Annotated in this window: 19 protein-coding genes and 1 riboswitch; of the genes, 7 read left to right on the forward strand and 12 right to left on the reverse strand. The window is 43.3% G+C overall.

Annotation, left to right across the window (positions count from 1 at the left end; genetic code table 11):
* The first annotated feature begins 41 nt into the window (after positions 1-41).
* A complete protein-coding gene (locus tag LKE01_RS01525) occupies positions 42-2,765 on the forward strand; it encodes an HAD-IC family P-type ATPase (RefSeq protein WP_056980897.1) in 2,724 nt (907 codons plus the stop codon).
* 67 nt (positions 2,766-2,832) lie between these two features.
* Here the strand turns inward: LKE01_RS01525 and LKE01_RS01530 are convergent, their stop codons facing one another.
* The 7 genes from LKE01_RS01530 to LKE01_RS01560 form a co-directional block, all read right to left on the reverse strand.
* Positions 2,833-4,269: an MFS transporter gene (locus LKE01_RS01530; protein WP_056980896.1), complete on the reverse strand. Its 1,437-nt coding sequence runs from the start codon at positions 4,267-4,269 to the stop codon at positions 2,833-2,835.
* A gap of 195 nt (positions 4,270-4,464) precedes the next feature.
* Positions 4,465-4,794 carry a hypothetical protein gene (locus LKE01_RS01535; protein WP_054768812.1) on the reverse strand — a complete coding sequence of 110 codons (330 nt, stop codon included), beginning with the start codon at positions 4,792-4,794 and terminating at the stop codon, positions 4,465-4,467.
* 68 nt (positions 4,795-4,862) lie between these two features.
* Positions 4,863-5,933, reverse strand: coding sequence for an ABC transporter substrate-binding protein (locus LKE01_RS01540; RefSeq protein ID WP_054768811.1), 1,071 nt, complete (start codon positions 5,931-5,933; stop codon positions 4,863-4,865).
* Positions 5,930-6,751, reverse strand: a complete 822-nt coding sequence (locus tag LKE01_RS01545; RefSeq protein ID WP_054768810.1) for an ABC transporter permease — start codon at positions 6,749-6,751, stop codon at positions 5,930-5,932. The genes LKE01_RS01540 and LKE01_RS01545 overlap by 4 nt, the downstream gene beginning before the upstream one ends.
* Positions 6,751-7,560, reverse strand: a complete 810-nt coding sequence (locus LKE01_RS01550; RefSeq protein ID WP_056980895.1) for an ABC transporter permease — start codon at positions 7,558-7,560, stop codon at positions 6,751-6,753. The genes LKE01_RS01545 and LKE01_RS01550 overlap by 1 nt, the downstream gene beginning before the upstream one ends.
* Positions 7,561-7,571: 11 nt before the next feature.
* The gene (locus LKE01_RS01555) at positions 7,572-8,660 is read right to left on the reverse strand and encodes an ABC transporter ATP-binding protein (protein WP_056980894.1); all 1,089 of its coding nucleotides are present in this window, start codon (positions 8,658-8,660) and stop codon (positions 7,572-7,574) included.
* 86 nt (positions 8,661-8,746) lie between these two features.
* A complete protein-coding gene (locus LKE01_RS01560) occupies positions 8,747-9,118 on the reverse strand; it encodes a hypothetical protein (RefSeq protein ID WP_056980893.1) in 372 nt (123 codons plus the stop codon).
* Positions 9,119-9,199: 81 nt separating this feature from the next.
* Here LKE01_RS01560 and LKE01_RS01565 point away from each other — a divergent pair, with 81 nt between their 5' ends.
* The 6 genes from LKE01_RS01565 to LKE01_RS01585 all read left to right on the forward strand — a co-directional run bounded on the left by LKE01_RS01565 (position 9,200) and on the right by LKE01_RS01585 (position 14,578).
* Complete coding sequence (locus LKE01_RS01565) at positions 9,200-10,183, forward strand: asparaginase (RefSeq protein WP_275452994.1); 984 nt, start codon at positions 9,200-9,202, stop codon at positions 10,181-10,183.
* A 351-nt stretch (positions 10,184-10,534) separates the two neighbouring features.
* A complete protein-coding gene (locus LKE01_RS12160; RefSeq protein WP_225364642.1) occupies positions 10,535-10,984 on the forward strand; it encodes a hypothetical protein in 450 nt (149 codons plus the stop codon).
* 85 nt (positions 10,985-11,069) lie between these two features.
* Positions 11,070-11,699 (forward strand): hypothetical protein, encoded by a 630-nt coding sequence (locus LKE01_RS12165; protein WP_225364643.1) that lies wholly within the window; start codon positions 11,070-11,072, stop codon positions 11,697-11,699.
* A gap of 11 nt (positions 11,700-11,710) precedes the next feature.
* Positions 11,711-12,076 carry a hypothetical protein gene (locus tag LKE01_RS01575; protein WP_225364644.1) on the forward strand — a complete coding sequence of 122 codons (366 nt, stop codon included), beginning with the start codon at positions 11,711-11,713 and terminating at the stop codon, positions 12,074-12,076.
* 5 nt (positions 12,077-12,081) lie between these two features.
* Entirely contained in the window at positions 12,082-12,306 is a 225-nt protein-coding gene (locus tag LKE01_RS01580; protein WP_056980891.1) for a zinc ribbon domain-containing protein, read from the forward strand.
* An 88-nt stretch (positions 12,307-12,394) separates the two neighbouring features.
* On the forward strand, positions 12,395-14,578 hold the full coding sequence (locus LKE01_RS01585; RefSeq protein WP_056980890.1) for a beta-L-arabinofuranosidase domain-containing protein: 2,184 nt from the start codon (positions 12,395-12,397) through the stop codon (positions 14,576-14,578).
* Between the two features lie 278 nt (positions 14,579-14,856).
* On the opposite strand, the gene LKE01_RS01590 is transcribed toward LKE01_RS01585, so the two are convergent.
* The 5 genes from LKE01_RS01590 to LKE01_RS01610 form a co-directional block, all read right to left on the reverse strand.
* Positions 14,857-15,039 (reverse strand): LBP_cg2779 family protein, encoded by a 183-nt coding sequence (locus LKE01_RS01590; RefSeq protein WP_169790303.1) that lies wholly within the window; start codon positions 15,037-15,039, stop codon positions 14,857-14,859.
* Between the two features lie 78 nt (positions 15,040-15,117).
* Positions 15,118-15,432 carry a hypothetical protein gene (locus tag LKE01_RS01595; RefSeq protein ID WP_056980889.1) on the reverse strand — a complete coding sequence of 105 codons (315 nt, stop codon included), beginning with the start codon at positions 15,430-15,432 and terminating at the stop codon, positions 15,118-15,120.
* Between the two features lie 76 nt (positions 15,433-15,508).
* Positions 15,509-16,162 (reverse strand): energy-coupling factor transporter transmembrane component T family protein, encoded by a 654-nt coding sequence (locus LKE01_RS01600; RefSeq protein ID WP_056980888.1) that lies wholly within the window; start codon positions 16,160-16,162, stop codon positions 15,509-15,511.
* Positions 16,159-17,589: an ATP-binding cassette domain-containing protein gene (locus tag LKE01_RS01605; RefSeq protein ID WP_056980887.1), complete on the reverse strand. Its 1,431-nt coding sequence runs from the start codon at positions 17,587-17,589 to the stop codon at positions 16,159-16,161. The genes LKE01_RS01600 and LKE01_RS01605 overlap by 4 nt, the downstream gene beginning before the upstream one ends.
* 17 nt (positions 17,590-17,606) lie before the next feature.
* Positions 17,607-18,197, reverse strand: coding sequence for an ECF transporter S component (locus tag LKE01_RS01610; RefSeq protein ID WP_056980886.1), 591 nt, complete (start codon positions 18,195-18,197; stop codon positions 17,607-17,609).
* A 135-nt stretch (positions 18,198-18,332) separates the two neighbouring features.
* Positions 18,333-18,422: riboswitch (TPP riboswitch) on the reverse strand.
* Between the last annotated feature and the right edge of the window lie 102 nt (positions 18,423-18,524).

Below are 18,524 nucleotides of genomic sequence, written 5' to 3' on the forward strand. Positions count from 1 at the left end.
ACAACAAGCATAATCTTTATAAAAGAAAGGTGATACATGTAATGTCAGACAGTACAAACGAGGTACCTCCTGATCAAAAATTGTGGCAGGATACCACCGAAGAGCTGGTTAAGAAGTATCAGACCAACGCGGAAGATGGTATTAGCGACCAAGAAGCTGAAAAACGGCTTGCCAAGGATGGCTATAACGAATTAACGGCCAAGAAGAAGAGCAAGCTGCTTCAGTTTTTGCTTCAATTTAACAACAGCATCATTTATATTTTGATTGCTGCAGCCGCTATTACGCTGTTTATGCACCATTATTCAGATTCGGCGGTTATTGGGATCGTTATTATTGCCAACGCGTTTATTGGCTTTTTCCAAGAGATGCAAGCCGACAATGCTTTGAGTAAGATTCGTGAGTTATTGGTCAGCCAGAACTACGTTATTCGTGATGGTCACAAGATTGAAGTGCCTGCACGTGAACTGGTTGTGGGTGATTTGGTTAATTTGGAAGCCGGGGATGCGGTTCCCGCTGACCTGAGATTGATTTCGGCTGATAACATGCGGGCTCAAGAGTCCACATTGACCGGTGAAAGTAATTCCGTTGAGAAGACGGAAGATCCAATCAACAAGGATAAATTACCATTGGCCGACCGCTCCAACATGGCGTTCGCGTCAACTGCGGTCACTCAAGGATCCGGTGTCGGAATTGTTATCGCAACCGGGCAACAAACTCAAATTGGTCAGATTCAACAAAGTGTTGCCGAAGTTAAATCACAGGTAACACCATTAATGAAGAACCTGAACAAGTTGGGTGTTAACTTATCAGTATTTATCGTTGCCATTGCGATTCTTTTGTTTGTTCTTGGTTTGTACACCAAGATTTACAGTTTGCCTACTTTAACCATTGCGATCATTACAATGGTTGTTGGTTCTATTCCTGAAGGGCTGCCTGCCTCAACTTCAGTTGTTTTGGCTCGTGGTGTTCAGGTTATGACCAAGAAGGGTGCCATTGTTAAGACTTTACCCGCTGTTGAAACCCTTGGTGCGGTGGATATCGTTGATACCGATAAGACTGGTACTTTAACGAAAAATGAAATGACCGTTACCGATGTTATCACCGATGAGCATCATTACCACGTTAGCGGAGTTGGATTCGTTGATGGTGATAAGGGTGTTGATGGTGACGTCATGCTGGACGGCAAGAAGTATGACTGGAAGAACGATCAGCATTTCCGTGATTTGGTTGATATCGCCGGAACCACTACCGACGCCGAATTGGTTCAAACCGATGGCGAGTGGCAGTTGAACGGTGAACCAACCGATGGTGCGCTGACCACTTTGTTCCACAAATTGATCGGCCGTGAGCCTGAAGTTGATGAACTGGATACTTTACCATTTGACTCTGCTTATCGTTACAGTGCCCGACTCATTAAAGAATCCGGCCATAACGAATTGATGGTTAAAGGTGCTCCGGGAACAATTTTTGGAATGGTTAAAAAGACCAATCCTGATTTTGATGATAAAGTCTGGTACTCAAGAGTTTCCAAGTTGACTGAACAAGGTCTTCGAGTGGTTGCTCTGGGTTACAAAGACGTCTCATCAGCGGTTACTGAAATTGATCAAGACAAGATTTATGATGGTATTAAATTAAGTGGTGTGGTTGGCATTATTGATCCACCACGAGAAGAAGTTATTCCGTCAATTCGAAGCCTTCGCCGTGCCGGTGTTAAGGTTAATATGATTACCGGTGACCATCCGGATACCGCTTCGGCAATTGCCCGCAAACTGGATTTGGATGAAAGTATTCATGCAATTACCGGACCTGAAGTTGATGAAATGTCTGACGAAGATTTGGTTAAAAACATTGGTCGTTATAATGTCTTTGCCAGAACAACGCCTGCCAATAAGCTGAGAATTGTTAAAGCTCAACAGGCTAACAACAAGATTGTTGCGATGACTGGTGATGGTGTCAATGATGCCGCTGCGTTAAAGCAGGCGAATATCGGAATTGCCATGGGAATCAAAGGAACCGATGTTGCCAAGGAAGCTGCCGATATGGTGCTGGTTAATGATAGTTTTACCACCATTGTTGAAGCGGTTGCTGAAGGTCGGCACGTCTTTGATAACATTCAAAAGACCATTCGATTCCTGTTACCAACCAGTTTTGCCGAAGGTTTGGTTGTCTTGCTAAGTATGATGATGGGGCAGGAATTACCACTGTATCCAACTCAATTGCTGTGGATCAACACCGTTTCAGCGTTGACCATTCAATTTGCGTTTATCTTTGAACCGGCTGAAGAGTCAATCATGATTCGTGGGCCGCGGGATGTCGCGAAAGGGATTCTTGGGAAGATGGATGTCTTCGAGATTGTCTATGTTTCCATATTGATTTCTGCCTTGGGTATCTTTACCTTCGACAAATTCGTCGATTCCGGCGTATTGTCCGTTGTCCTTGGTAGTACAATGGCTGTTAACATTATTATCTTTGGTAAGATTTTTTACCTGTTCAATATTCGAAATTCCTACCCGATTATTTCCAAACACTTCTTTGAAAACAAGATGGCGTTTATCATCATTGCCATTCTGTTGGTCCTTCAAGCTGGAATGATTTACATTCCATTCATGCAGGGTGTCTTCCATACTGGTAACGTGAACTTCTTCTATGGCTGGGTTGTCCCAACCATCGCAGGATTTATCGTGCTGGTCGTTACGGAAATTATCAAGCTTGGACGAATTGAATATCGAAAACGTAAAGGTCAAGCAACTAAAATTAAAGAATAATCAAAATAAAGGATCGAAATTTGGGATAGCTCAGCTACCTCAAGTTCCGATCCTTTTTTGCTTTTAATTACTTTAAGTCTCCAGGTTTAACGGTACGTCCCTGCATAATTGACAAGCCCCATGCACCAAGAATGATCACCAGTGATACGGCAAAGGCAACGTGCATGCCGAAGATAAAGACTTCCGGCTGCTTTGGCAGATAATTGGTTACGTGGAATCCGGCTTTAATGCCCATAGCAATAAATAGCGCACTTGTCGAAAGGGCGGTTCCAGAAATCATGCCGACATTTCTAGCGAGGGCGTTAAGACTTCCGGCACTTCCAAGTGAATTCTTGGGTACAACCGACATGACAATGTCGCTATTCGGTGATTGAAACAAGCCGGTTCCAAAGGCCATGATTACTGTGATGATAACGTAGACCCACATCGGACTGGTAAGTGTCAGGAAGATGTACATCGCTTGGGCGACCGCCACGATGAGCAGACCAATTGAAGCAATCGTTGCCGGTGAAAAATGATCTGCCAGCCAGCCGCCAAATGGTCCGGAGAAGACCATTACAACCGGGAAGATAATCAGCAGGGCACCGGCTTGACCGGCACTGAGTTGACGGGCATCTTCAAGATAGAAGGGAACAATGACGACCGTGAAAAAGTTCGATAAGAAGATTAACACTGCAGCGCCAAGTCCATATGAAAATGGTTTGATTTTAAACAGCGATAATGGCATTAATGGATTTTCGGCCCGCTTTTCGGTATGGAAGAAGCCCCATAACGTGACGATGCCTAATGCGAACAGACCAAGTGGAACCGGTTGGGTATAGCCGACTTCCTGGCCGATGAAGACACCTAAGAATAGGCCGATAATCATCAGGGAGAAGTTAACAAAGCCTAACCAGTCAATTGATCCTGGAACGGTTTGAAACGCCTTGGGCATGACGACAGCACCCAAAGTGATGGCGATGATGCCGATGGGCAGGTTAACCCAGAAAATGTAGCCCCAAGGGAGTTTTGACAGGATGAGTCCGCCAAGACCAGGTCCGGCGATCGCTCCCAGAGCAACAAACGTGCCGACAAACCCCATTGCCCGGCCACGTTCTTTAATGCCAAACGTTGAGGTCGTAATACCATAAGTGTTTGATAGGGTCATGGCTGCACCGGTCCCTTGAATGAATCGGCCAACCAATAGGAATGGAAAGTTGATTTGGAGTCCTGATAGAAATGATCCCAGTAAGAAGATGACAGTCCCAATTCTAAAGACTTTTACTTTACCGTAAATGTCGCCCAGCTTGCCAAAGAACAGCAGTAAAGCGGTCAATACGATGAGGTATGAGGAAACCACCCATTCAATTTGATTCATTGGCACATGCAGTTGCTTTGCCATAATTGGCATGGCAATATTGACGATGCTTGAATCCAAATTGGACATGAAGGCAAACATACCGATTGATACCAGAATCCACCAACTATTCTTCTGAGTTTTGGTTTCTGTGGATGGGTTGTTCATGTGGATTACCTTCTCTCATAATGTTCGTTGATTTCAACAGGTCCATTATGACGCAAACTTACAAAAAGTTGGTGGAAAAAGCTTCATGAATCGGTTCGGCCAACCAGCAAAGTAAAAAAGACAACGGTGGACGTTTTTGTCCATCGTTGTCTTTTTCTATTAAAGTTCCAGAGTTGCCCAGAGCTTGGTTGAATATTAATCTGTCCGCCATTTTTCAAAGAAGTCGGTGTGCTTGCCAAGATATTCAATTGCTTCTTTAGCCAATTGATCACCCTGTTTTTCAGCATCTTCAGCATCCAAGTTTTGTGAATCTCTCAGATAACCTCGGCCGATGTTGATGAACTTGTTTTTTCTACCAAATCCTTGATCGTGGAAAAGGTCGTCCAACTTTGTGATGTCATCTTTTGCTGTGTTATAAACCAACTCGGAAAGATTCTTGGATGGATCCAACAGAGTTGCTGCGTATGTGACGATGAATTCGTCCATATCGATAATGATTTCTTGTCGCATGTTTTTCTTTGCCATTATTTTCACCTCGTAATAAGTTTAATGCATTTTGTGTATAAAGACCAATTAAGAATGATTAACGACGATTAATGGTGCATTTTGAATTCCAAATAAAGATCGTTATATTCCTGAACCTTTTGTGGACTGAGGTTGCTGTAAACCTGCAGCCGGTCAATGACCTTTTGAGTTGGATAGAACTGCTTATCGTCTTTAATCGACTTCGGCAGGAGCTTGAGCGCTGAAGTATTCGGAGTGGCATACCCGATGTATTTAGCATTTTGGGCGGCATTTTCCGGTTTGTTCATAAAATTCAGGAACGCGTAGATCGCTTTGAAATGTTTGGCCGTCTTGGGGATGACCAGGTTATCAAACCACATGTTGCTGCCTTCTGTGGGGACGACATAGTGCAAATGTGAGTTTTGCGACATCATTTCTGAAGCTTCTCCGGACCAGTCAACCGCAACCGGAGCCTCTCCTTCGGCCATATACATTTTGATTTCATCGGCGACGACCGCTTTAACGTTTGGCGAAAGTCGATTGAGTTTATCTTTGGCTTTAATTAACTCCGCGGAATTGGTAGTGTTAACCGAGTGACCCATTGAAATCAGTGAAAATCCCATGATATCACGTGCTGAATCGATCAGCATAATATCATTTCGATATTTCTTACTCCACAGTTGATTCCAGTGTTTCAAAGCACCTGGTTTCACGTAACGGTCGTTATAAATAATTCCCAACGTTCCCCAGAAGTAGGGGATTGAGTATTTATTACCGCGGTCAAACGACTTGTTCATGAATGAAGATCCGTAGTTATTCATGCCGGTCAGCTTGGATTTATCCAGCGGAATCAGCATGTGGTCGGCCTTCATCTTTTCAACCATGTATTCACTTGGAACCGTTAAATCATAACTGGTTCCGCCCTGTTTAATCTTCGTATACATGGCTTCGTTACTGTCAAAGGTTTCCACATTGACATGATAGCCGGTTTCTTTTTGAAACTTTGTCAGCAGTGCCGGATCGATATAATCTCCCCAGTTGTAAAGGTTGAGAACTTTGTTGCCGGTATCTCCGGTGGATTTGGTTAACTGATCGCTGCCATATGCCAAGCCGGCACAAATGGCCAAAATGGCGATAAATGCTGCTAAGAATTTTTTCATCGGTCAGTCACCTCCACAAGGTTCTTCTTGCGGCCATTTCTGGCGTTGTGGGTTTCAATCAGGTAATAAACGCCGACCAGAATCAATGAGAAGATGAACATAATACCGGCCAAGGCGTTGATTTCCAAGCTGATACCCTGGCGTGCCCGTGAGTAAATTTCAACGGACAAGGTTGTAAACCCGTTGCCGGTTACAAAGAAGGTAACCGCAAAGTCATCCAGTGAGTAGGTGATTGCCATAAAGAAGCCGGCAATGATCCCCGGCTGAATATATGGCAGCACAATCTTACTTAATATCTGAGCTGGGGTTGCTCCCAAGTCCATTGCGGCATTGGTCATTGATGGGCTCATTTCATCCAACCGCGGCAGAACCAATAACAAAACAATTGGAATTTCAAAGGCGATATGACTGAGCAGGACTGACCAGAATCCCAGCGGCAACTTTAGAGCTGTAAAGAAGATCAAAAAGCTGGCACCGATGATAACGTCGGGTGAAACCAACAGGATACTGTTCAATGACAACAAGGTTTCTCGTTCATGTTTGCGTTTGGCATTGTGAACAGCAAGTGCGCCCATCGTTCCAATAATCGTGGAGCAGACGGACGACAGAAGGGCAATCAAAATGGTATTCAGAAAAATTGCCAACATTCGTTTGTCAGCGAAAAGCTCACCGTAGTGTTTCAGCGAGAAGCCCTGAAAGTTCGTCATTGTGGTGCCTTTGCTAAAGGAATAAAGGATCAAATACACAATTGGAATATATAATAGCAAAAAGACAATCGTGATATAAATTTTACCGGTTTTGGAGGCCTTATCTTCCATTATGCCCGCCTCCTTTTACGCTTCGTGTTTGTCAGCAGCATGACGATAACCATCGAGATGATCAAAACAACGCCAATGGTTGAACCCATTCCCCAGTTCATGGTCGTTAGGAAATGCTCCTCAACGGCGGTACCTAACGTAATGACTTTATTACCACCGATCAAACGTGAAAGCATGAAGAGTGATAGTGAAGGGATGAAGACAATTTGGATACCGGATTTAATTCCCGGCATCGTCATTGGGATGATGACCTTGGTCAAAGTCTGCCATTTGGTTGCGCCCAAGTCCCGGCTGGCTCGGATGTATGAACCACTGATGTCGGTTAATGAATTATAAATCGGCAGGATCATAAACGGAATTTGGATATACGCAGCAACCAAGATGAAGCTGGAATCCGTGAACAGCATGTGTTGAATCGGTAGACCGAAAAATTGAAACAGTTGATTGACCAAGCCGTCATGACTGAGAAGGCCAATAAATGCGTAGGCTTTGAGCAGCAGGTTGATCCAAGTTGGCAGGATAACCAATAAAATCCATAAGTCCCGGTGCTTCAGCTTACTAATGACCAACGCCATCGGGTAGCTGATCAGGATGGCAAATAGGGTAATCAAAAACGCGTAAAGCACTGAGTTGGCGGTCATTGTTAAATAAGTGCCAGATGTGAAGAACTCTTGATAATTGGATAATGTAAAGTTGTGGTGAATATCAAAAAACGAATAATAAAAAATGAGGGCAACTGGGGCAATGACAAACATTGCCAGCCATAAAACGTAGGGTGTGAAAAATAATCCCCGAAAGTTTTTCTTCAATTCTTAACCCCCTAATCTTCGTAACTTTCAAGCCGGTGATTAAACTTGGCTTCAGTTTCGTTGTATCTCATGATGTGCATATCGTCAGGGCTGAAGGTCAGGCCGACGATTGCATCATCGGTACTGGCATTGGTGGAATGAATCAGCCATTCGTTGCCAGCCTTATCATAGGCGAGAATTTCATAATAATCACCACGGAATAACTGAGTATCGACTTTAACCTGTAATTTGCCTTTTTCCGGTGTCGTGATGACTAAATCTTCCGGACGGATGACGACTTCAACCGGTTCGTTGGGACGCATACCGGCATCGGAACATTCAAACTGATGGCCGAGAAAAGCAACTTGGTAGTCTTCAACCATTTTTCCCTGAATGATGTTGCTTTCGCCAATAAAGTCGGCAACAAAGTGATTGATTGGTTCGTCGTAAATGTCGACGGGAGAGCCCTTTTGAAGAATCTCACCCTTATTCATAACAAAAATTTGATCACTCATTGCAAGGGCCTCTTCCTGGTCATGGGTAACAAACAAGAAGGTAATCCCAAGATCCTGCTGCAGCTCACGCAATTCATACTGCATATCCTTGCGCAGCTTTGCGTCTAAGGCCGATAAAGGTTCATCCAGCAACAATACCTTGGGGCGGTTAACAATTGCTCTGGCAATCGCTATTCGCTGTTGCTGGCCGCCTGAAAGCTCACCAATCTCACGGTTGGCGTATTGTTCGAGTTGAACCATCTTTAAAGCATCATGAACCCGAGTTTGGATTTCTTCTTTCTTGGTGTTATGAACCACCAAGCCAAAGGCGACGTTATCAAAGACGTTCATGTTGGGGAAGAGGGCATAATCTTGAAAGACGGTGTTTAACTGCCGTTTGTTGGCAGGAATATCATTGATTTTTTTGCCGTCAAACAGGACTTGACCGGATGTGACTTCGGTAAAGCCGGCAATTGATTGAAGAATAGTTGTTTTCCCACAGCCGGAGGGGCCAAGAAGGGTGTAAAATTCACCTTCCTGTAACTTGAAGCTGATATTTTTAAGAGCGGTAAAGCCGTCGTCATACTTTTTATAGACGTTTTTTAATTCAACAATGGTTTTGCTCAACGGTCTTCCTCCTAATATAATTGAATATGATAATTATAACGATTGAATATGATTGGCGACAAGAAAAGCGACTAGACAATCCGCCATTAGTGTCGTGATGACCGATGACCGGAACTGCCATTCATTTTATGAACATGACGTTTGAATTTCGGCAGTGATTCATCACCGACAAACTTGAAGTTCTTCATTTTGCCATTGAACGGATTTCCTGCCAGACGGACTTTGAGCCAGCGGTCCATGACGGCAATCATTGAATTGATTGAGTCGACTCGGGCTGGCACTTTTTCCTGCTTGGCCGCAGCCATAATATCGGTTTTTAATCGATTAACCAGGTTTTGATGGTATGTGACCAACTCTTGAGTGAGCGGGGCATCCTTATATTTGTTAAATAATTTTTCGATTTGCCGCATGGCGTCTTTTGAATCTTGCGGCGTATAATATCTGTCGGAATTTGGCATATCTGTCGACTTCTTTCTTAATTCTGAGTTTACAAGTTCCATTTTACGGTACAATAGTATAGATTAACAGGTTGATGGAGGATGAAATTAATGAAAACAATTCTTGCAATTCATACAGGCGGCACAATTTCAATGTCACAAAATGAGAAGGGTGAAGTCGTTCCCAACGATGAGAACCCAATCGCAGAAGAACAAGTCATTTTAAAGGGTCAGATTAATCTGATCACCGATGAAATGTTCAACCTGCCATCACCTCATGTGACACCGGAAGTGATGTTAAAAATCAAGCAGCGGATCATGAAGGCAATTGACGATGGAGTCGATGGAGTTGTCATTACCCACGGAACCGATACGTTGGAAGAAACCGCGTACTTTTTGGATCTGACACTGCCTAACACGATTCCGGTTGTTTTGACAGGCGCCATGCGCTCATCCAATGAAATTGGTTCTGATGGTTTGTATAATTTCAGAAACGCCATCATGGTGGCCGCAACCGACGAGTCCTATGGTAAAGGCGTCTTAGTTGTGATGAATGATGAAATTCATACAGCAAGATACGTAACCAAAACCCATACAACCAACGTGGCGACATTCCGGACACCAACTTTTGGGCCAATTGGAATTGTAACGCAAAACAAGGCAAAATACTTCCAAGAATTAATCCAGACTGAAGTATGCGACATTAATCATGTTGTTGAAGGCGTGTATTTGATTAATGCATATGCTGGGATGGACGGAACTTTATTTGAAGCGATTAATAACGAAAATACCAAGGGATTAGTACTGGAAGGCTTGGGTGCCGGCAATGTCCCACCAAAGACGCTTCCAGCAATTCAAAGCTTAATTGATAACAAGATCCCGGTTGTCTTAGTCTCCAGATGTTATAACGGTGTGGCCCAGGAAATCTATGATTATCAGGGCGGCGGTATCCAATTAGGAAAGATGGGAACGATTCTGTGCCAAGGCTTAAATGGTCAAAAGGCAAGAATCAAGCTTTTGGTTGGATTGAGTGATAATATGCATGGAGATGAGTTGAGAGAGTTTATGGGGAATGCAATTTCGTAGAGTGCGACGAGGGCTGGGTGCCCCCGGAGTGTAAGACGAAAATTTTGATGATGAATGGTCCTTATTCATCATTAAAATTTTTGACTTACACAGTAGGGGGCAGGCCCGTCGGAGCACGTTTCAGTGAGAGTGCGACGAGACCCGGGAGATGCGGTTTCTAAGGTGGTTTTACTTTAAACCCCGCATTTGGGTTTGAAGTAAAGCCAACTTAGAAGTTAGCATCTGGGTTGTCGGAGCACGTTTCGGCTAGAGAAAAGCAAACCTGAAAAAGGTATCCAAGCAAAACAAGCTCCACAAACAAACACCACTAACTATTAAAAACTTAACCCCAACCAAGAAAGAAGTGACACCTTGAACACCTTATACGACAAGCTGCGCACGGCACAAATTGACGAGCAGCTGATTAACGCATTTCAAAATGACTCCGATATCGTATACACCGGTGTCATTCAATTCCTGAGCAGTAAAGACTTTATTATGCTGACCTATAACGATTATGGGATTCAGGATGGTGAGGTTTATTTGAAATTATCCTCGGTTAAGTCCGTGGAAACGGATAGTTATGACCTTGCCAATATGGAAGAACGCATCTATTTCGATGAGAAGCATCACCTCAATGCCCAACCGGCATTTGATTTGCCCATTAAGATGAGCGATTCACTGTTTGACCGCGTTGTTCAAACGCTGCATGATGAACAAAAAGTTGGGCTGATTATTACAGAACAGGCTGGCAAGCTGAAATACAATGAAGGCTTGATATCAAATGTTCATGACGATGGCATGACTTTTTACCAATGTTAACAAGTTCGATTTTTCCAAGCGCCCAGTATTTGAAATCAAGTTTGACGATATCCGCGGAATTGAATTTGGCGGTACTGAATTACAATTGCTGCAAAACGTGCTGGACATGGTTAAGCCTGAAAATCATGTCGCCAACACAATCATATCCGACACTGATGTCTTTCATGATGAAGTTCAAAAGCTCCGTGATAACGGAAATTGGGTTGTCATTGATACCAACGATAATCGTAAATATTTCTATGTTGGTAAAATTATTTCAAGCAACCCCCAGGAACTGGTCATGATGGTGGTTGATATGAATGGCCGGTTTGGCGGATACGTTTGGATTCGGTATGATGATATTTGCAGAATCATTACCGATTCTGATTACTTGCGGGTCATTGATAAATTTGTTGATGAAAATAAGAAGAATAAGCATTTTGCATTACCAGTTCTAAATGCTGACCGAGCTTTTGATAATGCTGATAATATTTTGATTCACATCATTACACAATCAATTCGGTATCAAAAGGTGATTCGATTTGAAACCGCCGATGAGGAAAACTTCGTTGGCTATCCAACCTCGATTAATCTGGCAACCGGTGTTTTGAATGTTGAACTTTTGGATGTCGACGATAATGGCGATTTACCAACTAAGCAGGTCGGAATTGAAAATATTCGTGAGATGGCCTTTGATTACTTCAAGGCTTTCTTGACCGAAAATGAAATTGATTAGGAGGGTAAATTGTGGCAAAGAAGAAAAAATTTAAGCTTCCAAATTGGCTGATCAATACACTCGAGATGACCGTGATGGTTGCAATCCTGATGGCGCTCTATAATTTTCTGGGCCCAATGGTCTTTAAAAATGGCAGTTATTTTCCCTGGTGGACATTTCCATATTCAGTTGTTGGCGCACTGTTTCTGATTGGTGGCTGGAATTTCTTGTCTCACCGAATGAATATCATGCATAATCAAATTGTTGCCGAAGACAACGCCAAAAAAGAACGGGCTGAACGCATTCGCCGAGAGGGTGCCGCTAAAGAACGGGTTGAGGCTGAAAAGCGCCGCCAGCGCAATGCCAATCGTAATCGGAATAATCAGCAATCGAGGTAACTGAAATGGCTGAACAGAAATTTTCGTTTTGCCCATATTGCGGTGCCAAGCTGAAGCCGGATGATGTTGTTTGTCCAAATTGTGGGAAGAAGCTTCCGCAAAATGATGAACCGAAATCCAACAAAGTTTGGACCGGACTGAGTCGGTTGTTTGGCAATCCATACAAGGAAGGCATGAGCCGATATCAGGCTGAGAAAAAAGAAGCCGCAAAAAATAAAAAGAAAAAGTAACCGAATGATCCCATCATAATGTCAGATACGAACAAATTAACTGTTTGATTGTTATGGTGGGATTTTATTATCCAAGGGAGTGTTGAAAGTGGCAAAGCCGATTGAAAACAAAGCGTTGATTAGGGATGTCCAGGGTATCTTTTTGGGAAACCTTGGAACCGTTGAGACCGATATTAAGCTGCCTAAGCAGGGAAGCCACGGCAGTCATTTTGACTGGAAATCTGACAAGCCGACAGTTATCACTGATGACGGTAAAGTCACTCGGCCCAAGCCTGGCATGGGCAATCGGATTGTTCACTTAAACCTCACGGCAAAGTTGGGGACGGATACTATTCATCGACAATTCAACGCGACGGTGATTCAAGAATCTCGCAAAGTTCCAATCGATCATCCGGTTGATCTACATATTGTCACGCATACAAAGGATTACCACTTACCACAAGTTGCCGTGGTTCAATTAACGGATGGCTCATATTCAACTTCACCAGTCGTTTGGAATGATCAGTTTGACTCATCAAAGTCGACGCAAACCGTCACGGGACGGGTGCCGGAAAGTGAATCACCAGTCAAGTTGGCCGTTAAGCTTGAGCCCAAGTCAGCCCAGCCGATAACCAATCCATTTAAGAATCTCCACGTTCTGCTTGGGGGCAACAATCCATTTGTTACTGGGTATCGGACGATGGTCCAACACTTGAAACAGGCAGGCCCTGATAATTTGTTGTATAACTTCCGTCAAGCTGCCGGTTTACCGGTTGACGATCAGGACCAGATGACGGGCTGGGATGCACCGGACTGCAAGCTTCGGGGACATACCACCGGTCATTACATGTCCGCCCTGGCGTTTGCCTACTTCGACACTAGGGACGAGGATTTTAAGCATCAATTGGCTTATATGGTTAATGAACTCGCCAAGTGTCAGCGGGCCTTTGCTAAAAATGGTGCTCATAAAGGGTTCCTGAGTGCCTACGATGAAATCCAATGTGATCAATTGGAACAGTTTGAAACCTACCCGAATATTTGGGCACCTTATTACACACTGGATAAGATTCTCCAGGGATTACTGGACACTTTCCTTTATGCCAAGAATCCTCAGGCATTGGAAGTTGCCAAGGGGATTGGTGATTGGGTGACTGAGCGGCTTGGAAAGTTAAGTCACGATCAGCTGACTAAGATGTGGTCAATCTACATTGCCGGTGAGTTTGGCGGAATGATCACAGTAATGGTCCGACTGTATCGGGCAACCGGTCAGCAAGCGTATTTGGATACCGCAAAACTATTCAGCAACGATAAATTGTTTGTCCCAATGGCAGCCAATTATGACACCCTTGATAACATGCATGCCAATCAACATATTCCTCAAGTTATCGGCGCTGTTGACCTCTATCAGGCAAACGGTGACGAGAATTATTTGAAGATTGCCGTCAATTTTTGGAATATTGTGGTCCAGCATCATACGTTTGCCAACGGTGGCGTTGGTGAGACCGAGATGTTCCACGAGGCTGACAAGGTTGAGCCGTACCTGACTGATCGGGATGAGGAAACCTGTGCCAGCTATAATATGTTTAAATTGTCCGAACAGTTATTTGAGATAACGCGTGATGGCAAGTACATGAATTATGCCGAAAACATTTTGAATAATCACCTTTTGGCAGCGAATGATCATCAAGAAGATGGCGGCACAACTTACTTCATGCCATTAAAACCGGGTGGGGTTAAAAAGTATGATCGAGATGTTGATAACACCTGTTGTCATGGAACTGGTTTGGAAAACATGGTTAGATTTCAGAAAAACATTTTTGCATCTGACGGTCATGATGTGTATGACAATCTCTTCTATGACAGCCAAGTTGAGCTGCCTAACAGTGAGGGCTTAATCTCGCAGAAAGTCGATTCAAACACGATTGTGATTACTGCCGATTTGCATAAGTCGATTGATTTGCATATTCGGGTACCAGAGTGGATAGCTGACTTGAAAGTTTCACTAAATGGCCGACCTGCCCAACTTGAACATGAAAATAGTTATGTTGGGTTGCTTGGCCTAACAGGAAAAGCAGTGATCAAATTGATGTTTACACTGAAGGTCACGATTGAGCGTGCCCCGGATGATGCTTCACTGATTGCTGTTTTCAAGGGTCCGGATATGCTTGCCAAAAAGGCTGATCAAGATACATTCTTTACAACATCAGAGACTGAGTTGAAACAAGATGAGCAACTAGTGCCGCTTAACACAGTCGGGGATGGCCCTTATCATGTGTATTTCAAGGTAAAATAAAATTTATAATTAGACAGGAAAAAGGGACTACCAACAATTTAAGTTGTTGGTAATCCCTTTGTTTGTAGTTTTAAGTTTAGTTAGCGAGTCTGGAGCCTTGCTTTTCTCTAGTGGAAACGTGCTTCGACGGCCGGTGCGTTGAGGCCGCCTAGCCGAAACGTGCTTCGACAACTCAGATGCTAACTTCTAAGAGTGCTTTAACTAGAGCCCCAAGACCACGGACTTCAGTCAAAGCACTCTTAGAAACCGCATCTCCCGAGTCTCGTCGCACTCTGCTTTTATCTTACAAACTGCTCAATCGTTCGCTTTTCATCCGGAGTTGGTTGTGACTCCATTGATTTAATGTTGTGGAGGCGTTCAACAGATATGTGTAGATTAAATGCTAACGCTGTATCCGGCATATCGTTCTTCTTTTGATAATTAATGATTTCTTCTGCTAAAGTACTAAATTTTTCTGCCATACTCATTCTCCTCCATCAATTTGTGATTCAACGATGTCCTTAAATCCATTATACCAATAATTGAAATTTTGACACAGATTAACGATGTTTAAGCCCATATTCCATTAATGCCATGGCAATTAAGGCAATCACAATCGAAACCCATAATTTATCTGTCTGAATATAAAAGTAGTACAGAAGCCCTAATCCGATGACAATCTGGCCAGTGTATCTTTCCCAACGATTGGGCAGGGATAAGAATGCCAGACCAATTGCCAAAATGATTGATCCGATCAAGACAACTTTGGCGCTGTCAAGCGAGCCAAATTGGGTCACTAACCCATAAATATCAACAATAAGTCCAACGACTAAAGAAAAAATACCAAATGCAAATGCAAATTGATTTGCCCGCATAAAAAAACGCCTTCTTCCAATTTTCATTCTCTTACTTAATTATAAGTCAAAAAGTGAAATGTTGGAATATCAGCGTTTAGTATCGAATAAAGAACAGCAGGACTTGAACAATGATGAATAGGACAACAAACAATATCCAGTCAAGTGCTGTAATTCGAATGACTTTATAGTGGGTCCGAGGATAATCTTCGACAAAGCCGTGAGAGGTCATCGCCTCGGCAAGGTTCTGTGACCATTGGATTGATGACAAGATTGATTTAAAGTACAGCTTCGGTGACCAGAAGTGCAGGGCCTCTCCACGCATGAGCGCTGAGGTCTTGATGATCTGGACTTCTTCAACAATCTTTGGCATCAAGTTAAATGCGGCCAGAACCCCATAGGCAAATTTGGAAGGCAGGTGAAAATCCTGTTCCAAAGTGAGTGACAGGTCGGTGATACTGCTGGTTAGCGTGAAGGTGGCACCCAAAAATACATATCCGTAGATCCGGGTGAACAGGATCCAGGCAAAATGAATCCCAGCACTACCATACAGCCATTGAGATACGAACAGTCCAACCGCTGGGAACAGTGGCCAGAAGATAATCCCAAAGAGGGCTTTCATACTAACGTGTTGGGTCAGAATATAGACCAGACTCACTGCAATCAGGATGCAGTTAACAACCAGGCTTTGGGTAAATGAAATCTCCAAAGCAATTAACATAACGAGTAATAATTTCATTCCAGGATTCATTTGATAACCTCCTGGTAAGCCAGATTTTGATTTTTGAACGTCGCATGATAATCAATCAGGGTATCCAGACCGGACAATTGATGTGAGATCACAATCTGAGTTTGGTGGAAGTCATGTTTGGCCCGGTTTAAAAAGCCAACAACGACTTCCAACGAATGGTAGTCCAGTCCTTTGAATGGTTCGTCCATCAGTAATACCGGTGGATTCATGATTAACATTTCGATAATCTGAAGCTTCTTCTTTTGACCTTCACTTAACGAGTAGACAATCCGGTCGTCTTTTCCGGCCATGTCCAACTTGTTCAGCATGTCGTCCACGTCCGCCTGTGAATAATCGGTGTTGGTTCGATTAGCCAGTGAAAGATCCAACTCTTCTTTGACAGTGATATTCAAAAATTGATTTTCAGCATCTTGGAAAAGCAGCGTGACATGCTTGGCATAGGGCAGCGGGCGGATCTTCTTGATGTCCTTGCCGTCAAATGCAATTGTGCCTTCATACGGCAACAATTTGGTCAGCGCATTAAACAGCGTCGACTTACCAATTCCGTTGGCACCGGTTATCAAAGTCGTTTTTTGTTTATAGAAATCAAAGTGTGCCAGCTTCAACAATAGGGAATGGTGAGGCAGCAATTTGAAATCATTAATTTTGATAATGGCATTTTCATCACCGGAGGGAATGGCAACTTTCTTGTTAATCGTTTGAGTTGATTCAAAATTCTTGAAGAAGTGTTCGGCACGTTCACCATCCAAAAGGCTGATTTTATGAGTATCAGGATCCAAATAATAGAATTCATCAACCAAATTCTGATAGCTGGTTAAATCATGATCAGCCAAGATAATGGTCTTACCGTGTTTTTCCTGTAAAATCTTTAATTTGTTGATCAAATCCACTCGTGAACCGGGATCGATGCTGGCAAACGGTTCATCCAACACGGTGACCTGCGGATCCATGGCAACGATACAAGCCAGTGCAACTTTCTGCTTTTCACCGCCGGACAGGGTGTTGATGACCCGTGAGCGGAGCTTTTGGATGTCACAAAATTCCAATGCGTGGGTAATGATATCTTTCATTTTAGCCGGTTCAATTCGCAAGTTTTCCAATACAAACGTCATTTCATGAATGACCGTATCCATGGCGAACTGCTGATTGGGATTCTGGAACATCATTGCGACCGACTTACTGACATCTTGTCGCGGAATATCCTTAATGTTGGTATCGCCAAACTTAATGTCACCGACGGCATCGATGCCGCTAAAATGCGGATAAAGTCCCGCAATGAAATACAGCAATGTTGATTTGCCGCTTCCTGAAGGGCCGGAAAGCAGTGAGAAGTGATGACTTTTGAATGTGATATTAATATCGTTCAATACCTTAACGTCACTATCCGGATAATGGAAAGTGAAATGGTTAATCGAAACATCAGTCATAATCAAAGCCCCTATTATTACAAGTTGATTGCTTTACTACGATCCAACAATTTAACAATCATCTTAGTCAAAACGCCGGCAAAGATGAAGGTTGAGATATAACGGGTAACAAATAAACCTAAGAGAAGCGGTAAACTGAATTTATCGTAACCATTACGAATCATGTCCCAGGCGAAAGTGACAACAACCGTTGTGAAGATTGAGGCGTTTAAACCAACCCAGTCATAACGTTTGTAGCCGGTGAAGGTAAACCCAAGTTCAGAGGCAATCCCTTGAACCAAGCCTGAGATAAAGGCACCAGCACCCCATTGGCCGCCAAGAAAGACTTCAACGGAAGCTCCCAAGAACTCACCAAGAAAGGCTGAACCGAATGTCCGAATAATAAATCCTGTCAGTGGGCCGGCCATGCACCAGAGACCCATTAAGAGGTCATTGGCAAACGGAGCCATTCCAATTGGGGTAAGAACAACGGTCAGACCGGTGTACAGGAAGCCGGCTCCCCAAAAAATAATACCAGTAAAAATAGCAATTAATGCAATCAAAATAATGTTTCTAAGCGTCCATTGGCTTTGCTTTTTGCCGCCGGTTGCTTGACTCTTGTTATCCATAACAAGACCTCCAAATAAAATTTTGATCAATTCGATCCTGGAAAGCCTTATAGCTGAGCACACAAAGAGGCCAGGAACAAAACTGTTGTTTTGCCCTGGCCTCAGAAAATCATCTAATTGCAATTTATCCATCTAAATACAACGGAGCATGCTCCCTTCGCTGGTATTGTCCAGATCAGGTTCGATGGGTTTTTCTCAGCCAATAAGGCACCCCAGATAGTTGTATGATCAAATTTAGTATACAAGATATAAAATTAATTTACAAACGAAACTATTCCCTTAAAATAGAATTGTAACCATTTTCGAAATATGAATTATTTAGGAGGA

The organism is Lentilactobacillus kefiri (assembly GCF_007989105.1).
Classification (GTDB): Bacteria; Bacillota; Bacilli; order Lactobacillales; family Lactobacillaceae; genus Lentilactobacillus; species Lentilactobacillus kefiri.